The sequence below is a fragment of the Burkholderia sp. HI4860 genome, from assembly GCF_002223045.2.
Taxonomy (GTDB): Bacteria; Pseudomonadota; Gammaproteobacteria; order Burkholderiales; family Burkholderiaceae; genus Burkholderia.
The window spans coordinates 1,835,129-1,854,112 of sequence record NZ_NKFO02000001.1; the positions used below are offsets into that span (position 1 = coordinate 1,835,129).

19 protein-coding genes are annotated in these 18,984 nt (G+C 66.2%); 16 read left to right on the forward strand and 3 right to left on the reverse strand.

The window, feature by feature from the left end:
* The first annotated feature begins 91 nt into the window (after positions 1-91).
* Positions 92-1,624 (forward strand): amino acid permease, encoded by a 1,533-nt coding sequence (locus tag CFB34_RS08195; protein ID WP_089442937.1) that lies wholly within the window; start codon positions 92-94, stop codon positions 1,622-1,624.
* 166 nt (positions 1,625-1,790) lie between these two features.
* Here the strand turns inward: CFB34_RS08195 and CFB34_RS08200 are convergent, their stop codons facing one another.
* Positions 1,791-2,516 (reverse strand): glutathione S-transferase, encoded by a 726-nt coding sequence (locus CFB34_RS08200; protein WP_089443371.1) that lies wholly within the window; start codon positions 2,514-2,516, stop codon positions 1,791-1,793.
* Positions 2,517-2,648: 132 nt separating this feature from the next.
* Positions 2,649-2,972, reverse strand: coding sequence for a cupin domain-containing protein (locus tag CFB34_RS08205; protein ID WP_089442936.1), 324 nt, complete (start codon positions 2,970-2,972; stop codon positions 2,649-2,651).
* A 400-nt stretch (positions 2,973-3,372) separates the two neighbouring features.
* Between CFB34_RS08205 and CFB34_RS08210 the strand changes: the two genes are divergently transcribed.
* The 8 genes from CFB34_RS08210 (at position 3,373) to asd (ending at position 10,105) form a co-directional block, all read left to right on the forward strand.
* Positions 3,373-4,194 (forward strand): hypothetical protein, encoded by an 822-nt coding sequence (locus tag CFB34_RS08210; protein WP_089442935.1) that lies wholly within the window; start codon positions 3,373-3,375, stop codon positions 4,192-4,194.
* 30 nt (positions 4,195-4,224) lie between these two features.
* Entirely contained in the window at positions 4,225-4,974 is a 750-nt protein-coding gene (locus tag CFB34_RS08215; protein WP_089443370.1) for a Tat pathway signal protein, read from the forward strand.
* A gap of 285 nt (positions 4,975-5,259) precedes the next feature.
* Positions 5,260-6,669, forward strand: a complete 1,410-nt coding sequence (gene leuC, locus CFB34_RS08220; RefSeq protein WP_039358286.1) for a 3-isopropylmalate dehydratase large subunit — start codon at positions 5,260-5,262, stop codon at positions 6,667-6,669.
* A 3-nt stretch (positions 6,670-6,672) separates the two neighbouring features.
* Complete coding sequence (locus CFB34_RS08225; RefSeq protein WP_089442934.1) at positions 6,673-6,819, forward strand: entericidin A/B family lipoprotein; 147 nt, start codon at positions 6,673-6,675, stop codon at positions 6,817-6,819.
* A gap of 68 nt (positions 6,820-6,887) precedes the next feature.
* Positions 6,888-7,538 (forward strand): 3-isopropylmalate dehydratase small subunit, encoded by a 651-nt coding sequence (gene leuD, locus CFB34_RS08230; protein ID WP_089442933.1) that lies wholly within the window; start codon positions 6,888-6,890, stop codon positions 7,536-7,538.
* 79 nt (positions 7,539-7,617) lie between these two features.
* Complete coding sequence (gene leuB / locus CFB34_RS08235; RefSeq protein WP_089432401.1) at positions 7,618-8,685, forward strand: 3-isopropylmalate dehydrogenase; 1,068 nt, start codon at positions 7,618-7,620, stop codon at positions 8,683-8,685.
* 98 nt (positions 8,686-8,783) lie between these two features.
* On the forward strand, positions 8,784-8,903 hold the full coding sequence (locus CFB34_RS39180) for a hypothetical protein (protein WP_047850271.1): 120 nt from the start codon (positions 8,784-8,786) through the stop codon (positions 8,901-8,903).
* Positions 8,904-8,983: 80 nt separating this feature from the next.
* Positions 8,984-10,105 (forward strand): aspartate-semialdehyde dehydrogenase, encoded by a 1,122-nt coding sequence (gene asd / locus CFB34_RS08240; RefSeq protein ID WP_069251145.1) that lies wholly within the window; start codon positions 8,984-8,986, stop codon positions 10,103-10,105.
* 104 nt (positions 10,106-10,209) lie between these two features.
* On the opposite strand, the gene flgE is transcribed toward asd, so the two are convergent.
* Positions 10,210-11,454 (reverse strand): flagellar hook protein FlgE, encoded by a 1,245-nt coding sequence (gene flgE, locus CFB34_RS08245; RefSeq protein ID WP_089442932.1) that lies wholly within the window; start codon positions 11,452-11,454, stop codon positions 10,210-10,212.
* Between the two features lie 38 nt (positions 11,455-11,492).
* Here flgE and CFB34_RS08250 point away from each other — a divergent pair, with 38 nt between their 5' ends.
* The 7 genes from CFB34_RS08250 (at position 11,493) to trpA (ending at position 18,940) form a co-directional block, all read left to right on the forward strand.
* Positions 11,493-11,678: a hypothetical protein gene (locus tag CFB34_RS08250; protein WP_143329524.1), complete on the forward strand. Its 186-nt coding sequence runs from the start codon at positions 11,493-11,495 to the stop codon at positions 11,676-11,678.
* A gap of 625 nt (positions 11,679-12,303) precedes the next feature.
* Positions 12,304-14,463, forward strand: coding sequence for a FimV/HubP family polar landmark protein (locus CFB34_RS08255; RefSeq protein WP_089442931.1), 2,160 nt, complete (start codon positions 12,304-12,306; stop codon positions 14,461-14,463).
* Complete coding sequence (truA, locus tag CFB34_RS08260; protein WP_179243709.1) at positions 14,463-15,275, forward strand: tRNA pseudouridine(38-40) synthase TruA; 813 nt, start codon at positions 14,463-14,465, stop codon at positions 15,273-15,275. Before CFB34_RS08255 ends, truA begins: the two co-directional genes overlap by 1 nt.
* The gene (locus CFB34_RS08265) at positions 15,272-15,973 is read left to right on the forward strand and encodes a phosphoribosylanthranilate isomerase (protein WP_089442929.1); all 702 of its coding nucleotides are present in this window, start codon (positions 15,272-15,274) and stop codon (positions 15,971-15,973) included. The genes truA and CFB34_RS08265 overlap by 4 nt, the downstream gene beginning before the upstream one ends.
* A 55-nt stretch (positions 15,974-16,028) precedes the next feature.
* Positions 16,029-17,222: a tryptophan synthase subunit beta gene (gene trpB, locus CFB34_RS08270; RefSeq protein WP_089442928.1), complete on the forward strand. Its 1,194-nt coding sequence runs from the start codon at positions 16,029-16,031 to the stop codon at positions 17,220-17,222.
* 9 nt (positions 17,223-17,231) lie between these two features.
* On the forward strand, positions 17,232-18,083 hold the full coding sequence (locus tag CFB34_RS08275; protein WP_089442927.1) for a site-specific DNA-methyltransferase: 852 nt from the start codon (positions 17,232-17,234) through the stop codon (positions 18,081-18,083).
* A 41-nt stretch (positions 18,084-18,124) separates the two neighbouring features.
* The gene (trpA, locus tag CFB34_RS08280; RefSeq protein ID WP_089442926.1) at positions 18,125-18,940 is read left to right on the forward strand and encodes a tryptophan synthase subunit alpha; all 816 of its coding nucleotides are present in this window, start codon (positions 18,125-18,127) and stop codon (positions 18,938-18,940) included.
* Positions 18,941-18,984: the final 44 nt, after the last annotated feature.

The following is an 18,984-nucleotide window of genomic DNA, read 5'->3' on the forward strand; positions in this document are numbered from 1 at the left end:
GGGAAGGACCGGCTTCGACGCGAATGACCCGGCCTGACGATTTGCATTCCGAATCAAATCGTCGGGCCTGAATCCTATCAGGGTGAACACTATGGATGCTTTGCAAGCGGCAGCGGAGACGGCCGCACCGTCCGGGACGACGCTGAAACGCCGTCTGCAGGGCCGCCACATCGCGATGATCGCGATCGGCGGCTCGATCGGCACGGGGCTGTTCGTCGCGTCGGGGGCGTCGGTCGCGCAAGCGGGGCCGGGCGGGGCGATCGCCGCGTATATCGCGATCGGGCTGATGGTGTACTTCGTCGTCACCGGCCTCGGCGAAATGGCCGCGCTGATGCCGGTATCGGGCTCGTTCGCGATCTACGGCGAGAAGTACGTCGACGAAGGCTTCGGCGTCGCGCTCGGCTGGACCTACTGGTACAGCTGGGCCGTGACGATCGCGATCGAGCTGGTCGCCGCGCAGATCGTGATGCGCTACTGGTTTCCAACCCTGCCCGGCATCTGGTGGGGCGCGGGTTTCCTCGTGCTGATCTTCCTGCTGAATACGCTGTCGGTGCGCGGTTTCGGCGAATCGGAATACTGGTTCTCGCTGATCAAGGTGGTCACCGTGGTCGCGTTCATCGCGGCCGGGCTGCTGATCGCCGCCGGCCTGATCGGGAACGGGCATCCGGTCGGCTTGCGCAACTTCACGACGGGCGATGCGCCGTTCGTCGGCGGCGTGCACGCGATGATGAGCGTCGCGCTGATCGCGGGCTTCTCGTTTCTCGGCACCGAGCTGGTCGGGATCACGGCCGGCGAATCGGAAAACCCGCGCAAGACGATCCCGCGTGCGGTGAAACAGATCTTCTGGCGGATCATGCTGTTCTACGTGTTCGCGATCTTCGTGATCGGGCTGCTGGTGCCGTACACGGATCCGAACCTGCTGAAGAGCGACGTCACCGACATCGGCGTGAGCCCGTTCACGCTGGTGTTCAGCCACGCGGGTTTCCGGCTCGCGGCCGGCGCGATGAATCTCGTGATCCTCACGGCCGTACTGTCGGCCGGTAATTCCGGGACTTACGCGGCCACGCGGATGCTGTACAACCTCGCGGCGGAAGGGCGCGCGCCGGCGATGTTCGCGACGCTGTCGCCGGGCGGTGTGCCGCGCAACGCGCTGTACGCGACGATGGCCGTCGGCGGGCTGTGCTTCCTCACGTCGCTGGCCAACAACCAGAGCATCTATCTGTGGCTGCTGAATACGGTCGGCATCACCGGTTTCATCGCGTGGCTCGGCATCGCGGTCTGCCATTACCGGTTCCGCAAGGGCTTCCTGAAGCAGGGCTACCGGCTCGATCAGTTGCCGTACCGCGCGAAATGGTTCCCGTTCGGGCCGCTGTTCGCGATCGCGATCTGCATCGTGATTTCGCTCGGGCAGGATTACCAGGCGTTCTTCGCGGCCCGCATCGACTGGATGGAAGTGCTGTCGATCTACGTGTGGATTCCGCTGTTCGTCGCGATCTGGTGGGCGTATCGCCGTGCGCGCAAGAGCCGGCTCGTGCGCTACGAGGAGATGGACATCGGGCCGTGGCTGACGCGTTCGGTCGAAGCCGTCGATGCCGCGGCCACGCAGCGCGGGCAGTCGCACTGACTGCCTGGTACGGAAAGCGCGAAACGGGAGCCGGCATGTTTTGTCCGGCCGGCTCCGATGCGTGCGGCTGGCGTGCGGCGTCATCTGCACGAGACGCCGGTCGCCGCGTGAGCAGGGCGCATCCGCTGCCCTGCATGAGGGAAGCGATGCGCATCCCGTGCCGGCGTTACTTGTCCAGTTCGGGATAGTGCCGGAAGATGCCCATGTCGTTGAACGGGATGCGGCGGTCCGACTCGAGATAGAACGCGACAGGCGGATGCAGTGCAACGCGGTCGTGCAGTGCAACCAGCGCCGCGATCTGCCGCTCCGCACGCTTCATCGCTTTCGGAAACGCGTAGCGCAGGCCCTCGATCAACTGGAACATCGACAGGTCCGCATAGCTGAGTGCGTTGCCGGCGAGGTAGCCGCTCTTGTGCGGATTCTGTTCGAGCACACGCTCGAAGTATCCGAGGAATTTCGGCAGCCGGTTTTCGAGGAAATCGGCGGCACGCTCGGCGGCTTCCGCCTGCTGATCCTCGTAGTAAAGGCCGCTTGCGATCGGATGGTGCGTGTCGTGGATCTCGGTGACGAAATCGGCGACGGTCAACTGAAGCTGGTGCACCCACAGCCGGCCGGCTTCGTCGTCGGGCGCGAGCCCCAGCCGCGCGCCGAGAAACAGCAGGATGTTCGCGGTCTGCCCGATGACGACGTCGCCGGCCTTCAGGAACGGCGGCGCGAACGGCACGCATTCCGCCTTCGAGCTGTCCATCATCCGCATCATGGCCGGCACGCCCATGCCGCGCCCCGATTCACGCGCGACGTCGACATAGTCGGCTTCGGCCGCTTCGAGCGCGAGCCGCACGTACTCGCCCCGGCCCTGGATCTCGGGCCAGTAATACAGTTCGTATCGCATGCTGTCTTCCCGTTCGTTGAACCGGCTGTTGCCGGCATCGTGACGACCGGGCGGCCACGCGTCGCGCGCCACCCGCTGCGAATAGACAGTCTAGGCGATCGCAGGAAAAGTGCCGCGTGCGTCGTACATGCGTTACGCGCCGCGCTCGCCGCCTTCGGGGCCGTAGAAGAACACCCACGTCGAGAAGTCGTCGGAGAAGCCGATGAAGCGGTGCTCGGCGTGTGCCGGGACGAACAGCACGTCGCCGGCCGCGATTTCGCATTCGCGTCCGTCGACGACGAAGCGCGACGTGCCCGTGGCGATCGCGTAGACCTCGTCGCGCGTATGCGGCTTCTGCTTGTCGTCGATGCGCGGCCGGTACAGCTCGACGTCCAGCGTGCCGTGGCGAAACAGCGTCGTGAACAGCGTGCCTTGTTCGTCGAGGTGGGCGAGCGATTCATTCAGGCCGAGCTTCATGGGGAGGGCTCCAGGTCTGGATCGTGGGAGCGTGCGCGTTGCGCCATCGTATCTCGAAATCAGGAGCGCGATGTGCAGCGCGCGACGAGGCAAGCGAATCACGTCGCTCGCCACCGATGAAACGGTGGCCGGACATGCTCGCCATGGATGAAACGCGTGCGTCCATCGATGAATCAGCGTGACGATCGTCCGCATTCGATCGACAGGTTCACCGCGATTTAATAAACGCCCACTACGATCTCGCATCGTCGATCGACCGATGCGCAGCGATTCGATTCGAGCGTCGCCCCTGCCATTCATCGCCCAACCGCGCGACGCATCAGGTTGTCATTCCCGTGAACCCGCGATTTGCAACGTCGTGATCGGCTGCCGGCGTTGCTCGCATCATTTCGTATTTCTCATGAATCGAACCCCGTCGGCTTCTTTACGCAGAAAATTCCTGGCTGCCGCCCCCGCGGTTGCCGTGGCGCCGTGGTTGAGCGCATGCGGCGGTGACGACGTCACGTCGGCACCCGTGACCGATGCGGCGCTGGCCGCGCAGATGTCCGCGAAGCTCAACGCGCAGCTCGGCGACGCGACGACGGTCAACGCGATCGTGCCTGCGCTGACCGATGTCGGCTTCACGTGGGACCTGCCGACGGTGCCGGCCGCGCAAATCGGCGCGATCGTCGCATACAGCTTCGGCAATCGCCCGAACGCGGCAAGCGGCAATACGTCGAGCACGGGCGGCAACCAGTCCGCGCTGCCCGATCCGGGGCCCGTCAACGAAGCGCTCGCGGACGCCGTCTACCGTATTCGGCAACTGAAACCGGTCAAGGTCTACGCGCAGTGGGAGATTGCGCGCTTTCTCGTGTCGAAATACGGGATGGGCGCCGACGTGCTGTCGTCGATCGAGCCCGTGATCGCGAGCGACGGCACGATCGTGTACCTGAGTACGGCGGGTGTGGCCGCCGAGGCCGTGTCGCGCGCGGGCGGCGCGGCCGCGATGGGCAGCGTCGCGGTGGTGGGTCATCGGGATCACGCGAAGCGCTGCATCCAGACCTCGCAACAGGCGGGCATGAAGGCGGCCGCGGTTGCCGAGGTGTCGTTGCCGACGCTTTACGACCCGCAGTCGGGCCAGCCGTGGACGCGTAACCGCAGCCTCTACCTCGTGCACGACATGTATGCGCAGATGCTCGGCCGTGCGATCGGCGCGACGATGCAGGCGTTCCCGAAGGGCTGACGCATTTTCTCTTTCCCGATTCCGATGACCATGCAGACCCGCCGCCATTTTCTCGCTTCCGTTTCCGCTTCCGCGCTGGCCGCGACCGGCGCCGCCAGTGCGCCGGCCTTCGCGAACGACGCGCCTGTTTCAGACGCCGAACTCCAACGCCAGATGCTCGGCAAGCTGACCAACGAACTGAACGACCGCGCAGCCGCCGCCGACGAGACTGGCTACCTGTTCGACCCGTTTTTCTCGTGGCTGCCGCCGACCGTCCCGAACACGGCCATCAACACGATTGCCGCCTTCAGCTTCGGCAGTCGCGCTGCGGCGGTGCCGGGCCCGGTGAACGAGGCGATTGCCGACGCCGTGTTCCTGCTGCACCAGAAGGTTGCCGTGCGGATCTTCGCGCAGCAGGAAGTCGCGAGCGTGCTCGCGTCGAAATACGGGCTGACGGCCGGCGTGACGACCATCGCGACCCCGACCCCGGCCGCCGGCAGCCCGATACCGACGCCCGACGGCGTCGTCGCCGCGATCGTCAAGCAGGTCGGCTCGGCTTCGGCACTCGGCAACGTCGGTGTCGTCACCCATGCGGATCAGGCGTCGCTTGTCGTGCGCATGTCGAATGCCGCGGGGATGCAGGCCGCGGTGCCGGCGGGCCTTACGCTGCCGTCGCTTTACGACGCGTCCGCGCAGATGCCGGCATTGCGGCGCCGCGATCTCTACCTGCTGAGCAACGTCGGCGTGCAACTGGGCATGCTGCGGCTCGACCTGATCAACCGCGAATACCCGAACGGCTGACGCTGCCGGACCTTCGCGGAACATCTCTCGTTCATCAATCTCTTCCATTCCGGGACCGTCATGTCCTTTCGCGTGTCGCCGTGACATGCGCAGCGCGGTGGCGGCCGGGGCCACCGCGCCGTGGTGTCCGCGTTGCCGGGTAATGCTTATCCGGGTATCGCGTGTACCACCCAACTCACTGTTTTTATTCACTTTTTTCGTTATCGTGGTACTCCATGGGCCGACTTTGCGTGGCATAATCGATCACATCCGCAAGGCTTGTAGTCACAACGACCCCGCATACCCATGGCACAGACTCTCTACGACAAACTGTGGAACACCCACGTGGTCCACACCGAGGAAGACGGCACGACCCTGCTCTACATCGACCGTCAGCTGCTGCATGAAGTCACGAGCCCGCAGGCGTTCGAAGGGCTGAAGATGGCGCAGCGTCCGGTGTGGCGCATCAGCGCGAACCTGGCCGTGTCGGACCACAACGTGCCGACCACCGATCGCAGCCACGGCATCGCCGATCCCGTCTCGAAGCTCCAGGTCGACACGCTCGACGCGAACTGCGATGCGTTCGGCATCACGCAGTTCAAGATGAACGACGTGCGCCAGGGCATCGTCCACATCATCGGGCCGGAACAGGGCGCGACGCTGCCGGGCATGACGATCGTGTGCGGCGATTCGCATACGTCGACGCACGGCGCATTCGGTGCGCTCGCGCACGGCATCGGCACGTCGGAAGTCGAGCACGTGCTCGCCACGCAAACCCTGCTGCAGAAGAAGAGCAAGAACATGCTCGTGAAGGTCGAGGGCACGCTGCCGCGCGGCTGTACCGCGAAGGACATCGTGCTCGCGATCATCGGCAAGATCGGCACGGCCGGCGGCACCGGCTACGCGATCGAATTCGGCGGCTCGACGATCCGCGCGCTGACGATGGAAGGCCGCATGACCGTCTGCAACATGGCGATCGAGGCTGGCGCGCGCGCCGGCATGGTGGCGGTGGACGACACGACGATCGACTACCTGAAGGGCCGCCCGTTCGTGCCGACCGGCGCGGAATGGGACCAGGCCGTCGAATACTGGCGCCAGTTCAAGTCGGACGACGGCGCGCAGTTCGATCGCGTGGTCGAGCTGAACGCAGCCGAGATCGTCCCGCAGGTCACGTGGGGCACGTCGCCGGAAATGGTCACGTCGATCGACGGCCGCGTGCCCGATCCCGAGCGCGAGAAGGATCCGGTCAAGCGCGATGCGATGGAGCGTGCGCTGGCGTACATGGCGCTCGAGCCGAACACGCCGATCGAATCGATCAAGGTCGACAAGATCTTCATCGGCTCGTGCACGAACGCGCGAATCGAGGACATCCGCGCAGCCGCGTATGTCGTGAAGAAGCTGAACCGTCGCGTCGCGTCGAACGTGCGGCTCGCGATGGTCGTGCCGGGCTCGGGCCTCGTGAAGGCGCAGGCCGAGCGCGAAGGGCTCGACAAGGTGTTCACGGACGCCGGCTTCGAATGGCGCGAGCCGGGCTGCTCGATGTGCCTCGCGATGAATGCCGACCGGCTCGAGCCGGGCGAGCGCTGCGCATCGACGTCGAACCGCAACTTCGAAGGCCGGCAGGGCGCGGGCGGTCGCACGCACCTCGTGAGCCCCGCGATGGCGGCAGCCGCGGCGATCGAAGGCCATTTCGTCGACATTCGCCAGCTGGGGTAACGCATGACGGCATCGAAGGTCATTGCGCGGCTGGTTGCCGCGCTGGCGCTGGCGGGGCTGGGTTTCGGCCTCGCGGGCTGCAATACCGTCCAGGGCTTCGGGCAGGACGTCAACGCTGCCGGCAGCGCGCTGAAGCGCGCCGCGGAGTGACGGCCCCCACCGAGAATTTGTCGATGTGCGCCGGCTGAACGCCGGCCCTTCAACCGGATAGACGGATCATGGAAAAATTCACAGTGCATACCGGCGTCGTGGCGCCGCTCGATCGCGAGAACGTCGACACCGACGCGATCATCCCGAAGCAGTTCCTGAAGTCGATCAAGCGCACCGGCTTCGGTCCGAACGCGTTCGACGAATGGCGTTATCTCGATCACGGCGAGCCGGGCCAGGACAACTCGAAGCGTCCGCTGAATCCCGACTTCGTGCTGAACCAGCCGCGCTACCAGGGCGCATCCGTGCTGCTCGCACGCAAGAACTTCGGCTGCGGCAGCTCGCGCGAGCACGCCCCGTGGGCGCTGCAGCAGTACGGCTTCCGCGCGATCATCGCGCCGAGCTTCGCCGATATTTTCTTCAACAACTGCTACAAGAACGGCCTGCTGCCGATCGTGCTGACCGAGCAGCAGGTCGATCACCTGTTCAACGAGACGGTCGCGTTCAACGGCTTCGAAGTCACGGTCGACCTCGACGCGCAGGTCGTGCGCACGGGTGACGGCCGCGAGTATCCGTTCGAGATCGCCGCGTTCCGCAAGTACTGCCTGCTGAACGGCTACGACGACATCGGCCTCACGCTGCGCCACGCGGACAAGATCCGCCAGTTCGAGGCCGAGCGCCTCGTGAAGCAGCCGTGGCTCAACACCAAGCTGGTCGGCTGAGATCGCCTTTCGGGCGGGCGCGCCGGCGGCGCGTTCGCCGGCCTGCCTCCATAAAAACCTACCCAGTCAGGAATTTCGCATGAAGATTGCAGTGCTGCCCGGCGACGGCATCGGTCCGGAAATCGTCAATGAAGCCGTGAAGGTGCTGAACGCACTCGACGAGAAGTTCGAACTCGAACAGGCGCCGGTCGGCGGCGCGGGCTACGAGGCGAGCGGCCATCCGCTGCCCGACGCGACGCTGACGCTCGCGAAGGAAGCCGACGCGATCCTGTTCGGCGCCGTGGGCGACTGGAAGTACGACTCGCTCGAACGCGCGCTGCGCCCCGAGCAGGCGATCCTCGGGCTGCGCAAGCACCTCGAGCTGTTCGCGAACTTCCGCCCGGCAATCTGCTATCCGCAGCTCGTCGATGCGTCGCCGCTGAAGCCCGAGCTGGTCGCGGGCCTCGACATCCTGATCGTGCGCGAACTGAACGGCGACATCTACTTCGGCCAGCCGCGCGGCGTGCGCGCTGCACCGGACGGCCTGTTCGCGGGCGAACGCGAAGGCTTCGACACGATGCGCTATTCGGAACCGGAAGTGCGCCGCATCGCGCACGTCGCGTTCCAGGCGGCCCGCAAGCGCGCGAAGAAGCTGCTGTCGGTCGACAAGGCGAACGTGCTCGAGACGTCGCAGTTCTGGCGCGACATCATGATCGACGTGTCGAAGGAATACGCGGACGTCGAGCTGTCGCACATGTACGTCGACAACGCGGCGATGCAGCTCGCGAAGGCGCCGAAGCAGTTCGACGTGATCGTCACGGGCAACATGTTCGGCGACATCCTGTCGGATGAAGCGTCGATGCTGACGGGCTCGATCGGCATGCTGCCGTCGGCGTCGCTCGACAAGAACAACAAGGGCCTGTACGAGCCGTCGCACGGTTCGGCGCCGGACATCGCGGGCAAGGGCATCGCGAACCCGCTCGCGACGATCCTGTCGGCCGCGATGATGCTGCGCTACTCGCTGAATCGCGCGGAGCAGGCCGATCGCATCGAGCGTGCGGTGAAAACGGTGCTCGAACAGGGCTACCGCACGGGCGATATCGCGACGCCGGGTTGCCAGCAGGTCGGCACGACGGCGATGGGCGACGCAGTGGTCGCGGCGCTGTAACGCGACCAAGTAGAAAGGGCGCGAACAGGCCGCGAAATCGGCCGGTTCGCATGCGGTTGGCCGTTGTGCGGGCCACCGGCTTTGTGTAGACTCGAACGATGGCGCATCTTTCCCTGATCTCCCCGGTCTTGAAACTCCACGGCAACACAGCCCGTGCGGGTGCGCGCGCCATCGTCATCACGAAAACCATTACCACGAAAACGATCATTAAACGCTGATCGTCCGTCGTGCCCGCCTATTTCCCCGCGCGGTCACACCGGGGACGGAATGGCGGGGAAGCTCCATCAAAGGGTTAGTCATGAACGTAGGTCTCGTAGGTTGGCGCGGCATGGTCGGCAGCGTCCTGATGCAGCGCATGCAGGAAGAGGGCGATTTCGACCTGATCGAACCGGTGTTTTTCAGCACCAGCAACACGGGCGGCAAAGCGCCGTCGTTCGCGAAAAACGAGACTACGCTCAAGGACGCGACCAACGTCGACGAGCTGAAGAAGTGCGACGTGATCATCACGTGCCAGGGCGGCGACTACACGAACGACGTGTTCCCGAAGCTGCGCGCGGCCGGCTGGAACGGCTACTGGATCGACGCGGCATCGTCGCTGCGGATGAAGGACGACGCGGTCATCATCCTCGATCCGGTCAACCTCGACGTGATCAAGGACGCGCTCGTCAAGGGCCAGAAGAACTTCATCGGCGGCAACTGCACGGTCAGCCTGATGCTGATGGCGCTCGGCGGCCTGTTCCGCGAGAACCTCGTCGACTGGATGACGGCGATGACCTACCAGGCCGCATCGGGCGCGGGCGCGCAGAACATGCGCGAACTGCTGGCGCAGATGGGCACGCTGAACGGCGCGGTTCAGGCGCAACTCGCCGATCCGGCTTCCGCGATCCTCGACATCGACCGCCGCGTGCTGGCCGCGATGAACAGCGACGCGATGCCGACGAGCAACTTCGGCGTGCCGCTCGCCGGTTCGCTGATTCCGTGGATCGACAAGGATCTCGGCAACGGGATGTCGAAGGAAGAGTGGAAGGGCGGCGCGGAAACCAACAAGATCCTCGGCAAGCCGGCGATGGGTGAACCGGGTTCGATCCCGGTCGACGGCCTGTGCGTGCGAATCGGCGCAATGCGCTGCCACTCGCAGGCGCTGACGATCAAGCTGAACAAGGACGTGCCGCTCGACGAGATCAACGGCATCCTCGCGTCGGCGAACGACTGGGTGAAGGTCGTGCCGAACGAGCGTGAAGCGTCGATGCGCGACCTGTCGCCGGCGAACGTCACGGGCACGCTGACGGTGCCGGTCGGCCGCCTGCGCAAGCTCGCGATGGGCGGTGAATACCTGTCGGCGTTCACGGTCGGCGACCAGCTGCTGTGGGGCGCGGCCGAGCCGCTGCGCCGCATGCTGCGCATCCTGCTCGACAAGTAAGTGGCGTGTCCGGCCCGCGATCCGCGGGCCGCGGTGCACGAGATTGCGCGCCGCGTCTGCCTTGACGATATCAAGGCGGGCGCGGCGCGTTTTTCATGTGCGGGTCAGCGCATGTTCAGGAGCGTCTGGTCGACGGCCTGCTGCGTCTTGATCGTCTGCGCATTCGCCTGGTAATCGCGCTGCGCCTTGATCAGGTTCACGAGCTCGGTCGTCAGGTTGACGTTCGAGTTTTCCAGCGCGCTTCCCTGCAGCGTGCCGTGGTTCGTGCTGCCCGGCGCGGAGATCTGCGGCACGCCCGACGCGGTGGTTTCCACATACTGGTTGCCGCCGATGTTCTCGAGCCCGTTCGGGTTGTTGAAGTTCGCGAGCGCGATCAGGCCGAGCACCGCGCTCTGGCCGTTCGAGTAATTGCCGGTGAGCTTGCCGTCGGTGCCGATCGAGAACGTCGTCAGCGTGCCGCTTGCGAAGCCATCTTGTGCGAGGTTGTTCACGCCGCTTTTCCCGCCGAACTGCGTCGTGCCGGTCAGGTCGAGCGTCAGGTTTTGCGGATTGGCGCCGCCCGACGCGTTGGGGATCGAGAACGCGAACTGGCCGAGGCTCGGCGTCGGCTGGCCGGTTGCGGCCGACGTCGTCGAGCTGATCCGGCCCGATGCGTCGAACGTGACGGTGCCGAGATTCGTCGGCGTCTGGCCCTGCACGCCCGCATAGGCCTGCCAGGTGCCGGCCGCGTTCTTCGTGAAATACATCGACACCTGTTGCGAGCCACCGAGCGTGTCGTACACCTGGATCGACGAATTGTAGTTGTACGTGGTGTTGTCGCCCGCGTTGAACGGTGTCTTGGCCGGCACCTTGTCCTGCGAGTTCAGGTTGAACTGGCCGGTGATCTTCGTCGTCGCCTGCGGTGCGATGTTGGTGGTCGGCGCTTGCAGCGGCACGGTCGCCGCGGTGTTGATCGCGCCGCCCGGCCCTGCCGCATAGCCCATCAGGTTGCGGTTCTGCGCGTCGACGATGGCGCCGCTCTTGTCGCGGTGGAATACGCCGTCACGCGAGTACGTCGTCACGCCGTTGTTCGACATCTGGAAGAAGCCGTTGCCATTGATCGCGATGTCGAGCGACGACTTCGTCGAGTTGATCGTCCCCTGGCCGAATTGTTGCTGCACCGACGTGAGCCGCGTGCCGATGCCGATCTGCGTGTTGGTCGACGTCGCGACCGAGTTCGCGTACATGTCGGCGAAGTTCGCGCGACCCTGCTTGTAGCCAACCGTGTTTGCGTTCGCGATGTTGTTGCCGATCACGTCGAGATGGTTCGCCGCGCCGGCCAACCCGCTCAAACCCTGCTGATAGCCCATGTTCGATCCCCGTAACGAGCTGGTGAGTAAATGCAGTCGTGCGACTGCGCGATGCCTCCCTGGCACCTCACGGCGTCAGTCAGGCCGACCGCGTTCCCGCTTTTGTCGCAGGTGCGAGCGCGATGGTCGAACTGCGCCGATTCTTGTTTGAAGACGATCCTAGCGACGGCAATTATTCGATCTGTGTAATTTTGTGTAATGAAATTGAATTAATGTCGAAATGATCTATTTCGTATGAGAAATGAAGCTGCGGCGAGGCTGGAAAGCCTTATGGGACGGGGGTTTGGTGGTGGGGGTGTTCAATTCGACGATCAGAGAGGGGAATTGGCCTCTTATCGATCAATTGAAATTCATTTGAATGGGGGGATGGCCGGCTGGATTTATTTTGATTGGTGCTGGTTAATCCATTAACGGCAAGTGGCGCGAATTATTGAGCAACCCGCCGTGATTCCCCGGTCGTGGTTCTGTGTGGGACCTCGGGTTGGACGAATCGCATCGTTGAGTGAGCAAAGGCATGTGGGGTGGGTTCGGCAGGCGACGCGGCCGGATCGTTTTGCATCCGAGAGAGGCACACTTCCGGTCGATCGCGGGCGCGGGTCGCAGCGTGCGCAGCCGGACACCCACGCGGCCCGATCGCCGGATGCCCCGACGCGCGCACGCAATCGGTTGCACCTGTCGGCGATGAATTCGGCCCGAACCTGATCACGTGAAGTAAACTACGCGGTTACGACGCACAGACCCGCCGAAAGCGTCGCGTTCCACGCGACGCTTTTGCATTTCTGCGGCAACTTTATTGACGCTTTCAACCGCGAATCCGAGCCGCGCCCACGCGCGGCGATAGAGCCAACGATGTCCCGAATTTCCTTGTTTCCGCGTCAGTCCCGTCTGTCGCGCGCCGTGCGTGGCGCGCTGGCGATCCTGGCGCTCGGCGCAACCGCATCGGCCTGGGCGGCCGGCACCGGCGAACTGCCCGCGTCCGCTGCCGACGGCGCAGTGCCGCTTACCGTGACGGTCCAGCCGGGCCAGTCGCTGAACGACATCGCGAAGGCGGCCACGCAGTCGCGCGATCCCGGCGTGCTCGCGCGCGCCGGCCGCGCGCTGTTCGACGCCAATCCGCAGGCGTTCATGAAGCGCGACGCGAGCCGCCTGAAAGTCGGCGCGACGCTGACCGTGCCGGCGCTCGATGCGACAGGCGCGGCAGTCGTGCCGGCTGCTGCATCTGCTGCATCCGCTGCGTCCGCTGCGTCCGGTACGACTGCCGCGTCCGCACCCGCCGCCGCATCGGGCGGCACGGCAGTCGCGCAGCATGGTGCGTCCGCACCGCATCCGGGGTCGACCGTGCAATCCGCGCCGGTGGCGCCGGCCGTGCATGCGGCGCCTGTCAGCGGTGCGAGCGTCGCGACGGCCGCCGGCGCGTCGGCATCGGTCGGTGCTTCGGCTGCTCACGGCGCATCGGCTGTGGAAAGCATGCAGCCGGCGGCACCCGTGGCCGGTGCAAGCGGTCCGCATGTGTGGAGCGGCACGATCCAGTCGGTGCCGTCGTCCGCGAGCGGTGCCGTGATCCCGCCGGCGTCGGGCAGCCAGGTTCCGGGTATGAACGAACCGGCTGGCGCGGCACCTGTCACGGGCGCGTCGCAGCCGCGGCCGTCGAGCCTGCAGCAACTGCTGGCGCTGAAGAACCGCGTGCTGATGGAATTGCAGAAGCACGGTATCGGCAAGCCGGCCACGACGAACGAGGTCAAGCCGGCGCCGGCACCTGTCGCGCCGCCTCCGGTCGCGAACGAGGCGGGCGCGTCCGCGGCTGCGGCCGCGTCGACGGCGGGCGAAGCGGCATCCGGCGTTGCTGCCAGCGCAGTGGAGCCGGCATCGGTATCGGCGCCCACGCAGCCGGTCGCGCCGGTGGTGACACCTGCGCGCAGTCACGAGCAGATGGACTGGCGTCCGGCCGCGGTGGCCGGTGCGGCCGTGATCGTCCTTGCCGCAGGTTTCGCGTGGCGCAAGCGCAGGAAGAGCCGCCGCACGGACGATGCGGGGACGGACACGGTGGCTGCCGCTACGGCAGCGGGCGGTGTCGCGGCTGCGGCTGCCACTGCGCAAGCCGAAGCCGCGCCGTCCGTCGAACCGGAACTGCCGATCCGGCCCGAGATGCCGGTCGCGCGTGATGCCGCTTCCGACTTGAACCTTGCCGCGGCGACTGCCGCAGCGGCGGAGCCGGTCGAGACACCGGATGCGGAGGTGTCGTCGTCGTCGGATGTGGCGAAGCCGCATGCCGAGCAGCCCGAGTTGCCGACCGCACACGCGGCAGTACCGCCCGCGAGCGAGACGGCTCCGGTTTCGCACGATGCCGAGCCGATCGAAACGTCGTCAGCGACGCCGATCGAGACGTCGGCGGAGCCACGGGTAGCGACGTCGGTGGAGACGCCGGCCGCACCCGCGGCCACGGAAGCGCAGCATGCGGCGCTGATGCAGAACGCGATCAGCGCGCTCAGCAGCCTCGACATGCCGCTGCCGCCGCGCACGCCGGACGAGCCGTCGCCGGCGGCGGATGAGCCGGCTGCGCAAGCAGGGCAGTCCGACACCGACGAAATCGCAACTAACGGTCAAGCCGCCCAGCGTCTCCCGATTGGTTCGATCGACCCGGCCCCGAAACATCCGGCCGACCAGGACGACGAGTTCGATTGGGATCCGGACGCAGCGACACCGCCAAGCCAGGCGGGCAGCCCGTTTGCGACGTCGTCACTGCCGCCGCTCGGCGGCGCGCAGTTCGGCGCGCTGAAGCTCGATTTCGATCTCGACCTGCCGTCCGCGCCGGGCGCCGTGTTGCCGGCGCTGACGCCGGACGAACTCGCCCGCATTGCGCGCAACAAGCTCGACCTCGCGTCCGAGTACGTCGAGCTGGGCGACCTGTCCGGCGCGCGGACACTGCTGCAGGAAGTGGTCGACGCGAACGACGCCGCGACGCGCGACGATGCGCGCGCGCTGCTCGCGAAACTGGCGGACGAGGCGTGATGCGGATCGCGCTCGGCATCCAGTACGACGGCGCGGCGTTCTGCGGCTGGCAGGCGCAGCCGCACGGCAAGACCGTGCAGGATCGGCTCGAGCACGCACTGGCGGAGTTCGCGCGCGTGCCGCTGCATACGACGGTGGCCGGGCGGACCGATACGGGCGTGCACGGGCTCGGGCAGGTCGTGCACTTCGATACCGACCTCGATCGGGAGGTTTTTTCGTGGGTGCGCGGCACCAACGCGTTCCTGCCGCCGACCGTGGCGGTGCAATGGGCGAAGCCGATGCCCGATACGTTCCACGCGCGTTTCTCGGCGTTCGAGCGCACCTATTACTACACGCTGTACGTGCATCCGGTGCGCTCGCCGATGCTGGCGGGGCGCGCGGGCTGGATCCATACGCCGCTCGACGACGACGCGATGCGCGCCGCTGCCGCGCACCTGATCGGCGAGCATGATTTCTCTTCGTTCCGGTCGTCGGAATGCCAGTCGAAGACGCCGGTCAAACACCTGTATCAGATCGACGTGCGGCGCGTGGGCGATTTCATCCATTTCCGGTTCCGCGCCAACGCGTTCCTGCACCACATGGTGCGCAACCTGATGGGCTGCCTCGTCGCGGTCGGTCGCGGCCGCTATCCGGCCGACTGGCTCGCCGACGTGCTGGCCGGGCGCGACCGCAAGCTTGCGGCGCCCACGTTCATGGCCGACGGGCTGTATCTTGCCCACGTCGGTTACCCGGCGGAATTCGCCGTCCCGCCCGCGCAGCTCGGCAGTGTGCCGTGGAGCAGCGTCTGGGCCGATCTGGACCCGCAATCATGACGGATCACGCCGTGTCTTCCTCGTCTCCTGCCGCGGCCGGCCTGCCGCCGCGCACGCGCATCAAGCTGTGCGGGCTGTCGAAGCCCGAGGACGTGCTGCATGCGGCCGCGCTCGGCGCCGATGCGATCGGCCTCGTGTTCTATCCGAAGAGCCCCCGCGCGGTGTCGATCGCGCAGGCGGCGGAGCTCGCGCGCCTCGCGCCGCCGTTCGTGTCGGTGGTCGGGTTGTTCGTGAACGCGACCGAGGCCGAGATCGAGGCCGTCGTGCGCGACGTGCCGCTCACGCTGCTGCAGTTCCATGGCGACGAGACGCCCGAGCAGTGCGACGCACTCGGCCGCGCGGCCCGCCTGCCGTGGCTGCGCGCCGTGCGCGTGGGCCCCTCGACGCAATCGGCCGATTTGGTAGAATCGGGGCTTCATTATTCGAAAGCGCGCGGCCTCCTGTTCGACACCCTGGTGCCGGATTACGGTGGTAGCGGCAAGGTCTTCGATTGGTCTCTTATTCCCGCAGAGCTCGCGCATCGGGCCGTTTTGAGTGGTGGCTTGAGCGCGCAAAACGTCGGTGATGCGATTCGCCAGTTGCGCCCGTTTGCTGTCGATGTCTCGAGTGGCATCGAAGTGGAGGGCGCGAAGGGCGTGAAGGATCACGCCCGGATGGCGGCGTTCGTACGCGCGGTGCGCGAAGCGGACGCCGGGTGATGCAAGCCGGTGCGGCCCGACAAGCGGGGCGCGCCGACCGATCGAGAGAGACACCATGTACAACCTTCCTGATGATCGCGGCCACTTCGGCCCGTATGGCGGCACGTTCGTCGCCGAGACGCTGATTCACGCGCTGGACGAACTGCGCGCGGCGTATGAAAAATTCCAGAACGATCCCGATTTCGTCGCCGAATTCGAGCGCGAGCTGAAGCATTTCGTCGGCCGCCCGTCGCCGATCTATCACGCGCAACGCTGGAGCGAGACGCTCGGCGGCGCGCAGATCTACCTGAAGCGCGAAGACCTGAACCACACCGGCGCGCACAAGATCAACAACGTGATCGGCCAGGCGCTGCTCGCGAAGCGCATGGGCAAGAAGCGCGTGATCGCCGAGACGGGCGCCGGCCAGCACGGCGTCGCGACCGCGACGATCTGCGCGCGCTTCGGGATGGAATGCGTCGTCTACATGGGTTCGGAAGACGTGCGCCGCCAGGCCGCGAACGTCTACCGGATGAAGCTGCTGGGAGCTACGGTCGTGCCGGTCGAATCGGGTTCGCGCACGCTGAAGGACGCGCTGAACGAAGCGATGCGCGACTGGGTCACGAACATCGAGAGCACGTTCTACATCATCGGCACGGTCGCGGGCCCGCACCCGTACCCGATGATGGTGCGCGACTTCCAGCGCGTGATCGGCGACGAGTGCAAGGTGCAGATGCCCGAGCTCGCCGGCCGGCAGCCTGACGCCGTGATCGCCTGCGTGGGCGGCGGTTCGAACGCGATGGGCATCTTCTATCCGTACATCGACGACACCTCGGTGCAGCTGATCGGCGTCGAAGCGGCCGGCGACGGCCTCGACACGGGTCATCACGCGGCGTCGCTGATCGCCGGCAGCCCGGGCGTGCTGCACGGCAACCGCACCTACCTGCTGCAGGACGACAACGGCCAGATCATCGAGACGCATTCGGTGTCGGCGGGCCTCGACTATCCGGGCGTCGGCCCCGAGCACGCGTGGCTGAAGGACAGCGGCCGTGCGCAGTACGTCGGCATCACCGACGAGGAAGCGCTGAAGGCGTTCCACGACTGCTGCCGGATCGAGGGGATCATTCCCGCGCTCGAGTCGAGCCACGCGATCGCGTATGGCGTGAAGCTCGCGCCGACGTTGCCGAAGGACAAGATCCTGCTCGTCAACCTGTCGGGCCGCGGTGACAAGGACATGCACACGGTCGCCGAGCGATCGGGCATCGAGCTCTGACCCCGACCGATGCGTGACCTGATCGAAGAACCGGGCGGCGGTGCCGCGAGCGAGGCGGGGGCGGTTCAGCCCGCCGCTGCCGTGCCGCGCGCGCTGCCGTCCGGGATCGAACTGCATAACCGCGATTTCCTGACCCATGCCGCGCACCTGCCGGACGCGTCGATCGACCTGATCGTCGCCGATCCGCCGTACGGGCTCGGCAAGGACTACGGCAACGACTCGGACAAGCGTTCGGGCGACGACTTTCTCGCGTGGACGCGCGAGTGGCTCGAGCTCGCGATTCCGAAGCTGAAGCCGAGCGGGTCGATGTACATCTTCTGCACGTGGCAGTACGCGCCGGAAATCTTCAGTTTCCTGAAGACGCAGCTCACGATGGTCAACGAGATCATCTGGGACCGGCGCGTGCCGAGCATGGGCGGCACGACGCGCCGTTTCACGTCGGTGCACGACAACATCGGCTTTTTCGCGGTTTCCAGGGCGTATTACTTCGATCTCGATCCGGTCCGCATCCCGTACGACGCCGACACGAAGAAGGCCCGCTCGCGCAAGCTGTTCGAAGGCAGCAAGTGGCTGGAGATGGGCTACAACCCGAAGGACGTCTGGTCGGTCTCGCGCCTGCATCGGCAGCACGCGGAGCGCGTCGATCATCCGACCCAGAAGCCGCTGGAAATCATCGAGCGGATGGTGCTCGCAAGCTGCCCGCCGGGCGGCCGCGTGCTCGATCCGTTCATGGGCAGCGGCACGACCGCGGTGGCCTGCGCACGGCAGGGGCGCGACTTCGTCGGCTACGAGATCAACGAAAGCTATTGTGCGATCGCGCACGAGCGCGTGAACGCGCTCGCCGCGCCGGCGTGCGCGTGAATCGCGCCGCCGCATCGCCGAACGCATTTAGGAAAATTGCCATGTCCCGTATTCAGCAGACCTTCGCCGCGCTCGCCGAACAAGGCCGTAAGGGCCTGATCCCGTTCATCACGGCCGGCGACCCGGATCCGGCCAAAACCGTCGAATTCATGCACGCGCTCGCCGAAGGCGGCGCGGACGTGATCGAACTCGGCGTGCCGTTCTCGGACCCGATGGCCGATGGCCCCGTGATCCAGCGTTCGTCGGAACGCGCGCTCGCGCGCGGCGTCACGCTCAAGAGCGTGCTCGCCGACGTGAAGCGCTTTCGCGAAACCGACCCCAAAACCCCCGTCGTGCTGATGGGCTATGCGAACCCGATCGAGCGGATGGGCGTCGACGCGTTCGCGGCCGAAGCACAGGCGGCCGGGGTCGACGGCGTGCTCGTCGTCGACTATCCGCCGGAAGAGGCGGGCGTGTTCGCCGAGAAAATGCGCGCCGCGCAGATCGATCCGATCTTCCTGCTCGCGCCCACGTCGACCGATGAACGCATCGCCGACGTCGGCAAGATCGCGAGCGGCTACGTGTATTACGTGTCGCTCAAGGGCGTGACCGGCGCAGGAAATCTGGATGTTTCGAGCATTGCGGGTAAAATCCCGGCCATCAAGTCGCGCGTGCCGGTTCCGGTCGGCGTCGGCTTCGGGATCCGCGACGCCGAAACGGCGCGCGCGGTGGCCGAAGTGTCGGACGCCGTCGTGATCGGCAGCCGCCTCGTGCAGCTGCTCGAAAGCGCTGCGCCGGAGGGTGCCGCCGCCGCGCTGAAGACGTTCATCGCCGAGCTGCGCGCCGCCCTGGACGGCGCGGGCAAGGCGGCGCGATAAACACAACACAGGAAGCGGGAACGGGCCGGTTGGCCCGCCCCGCC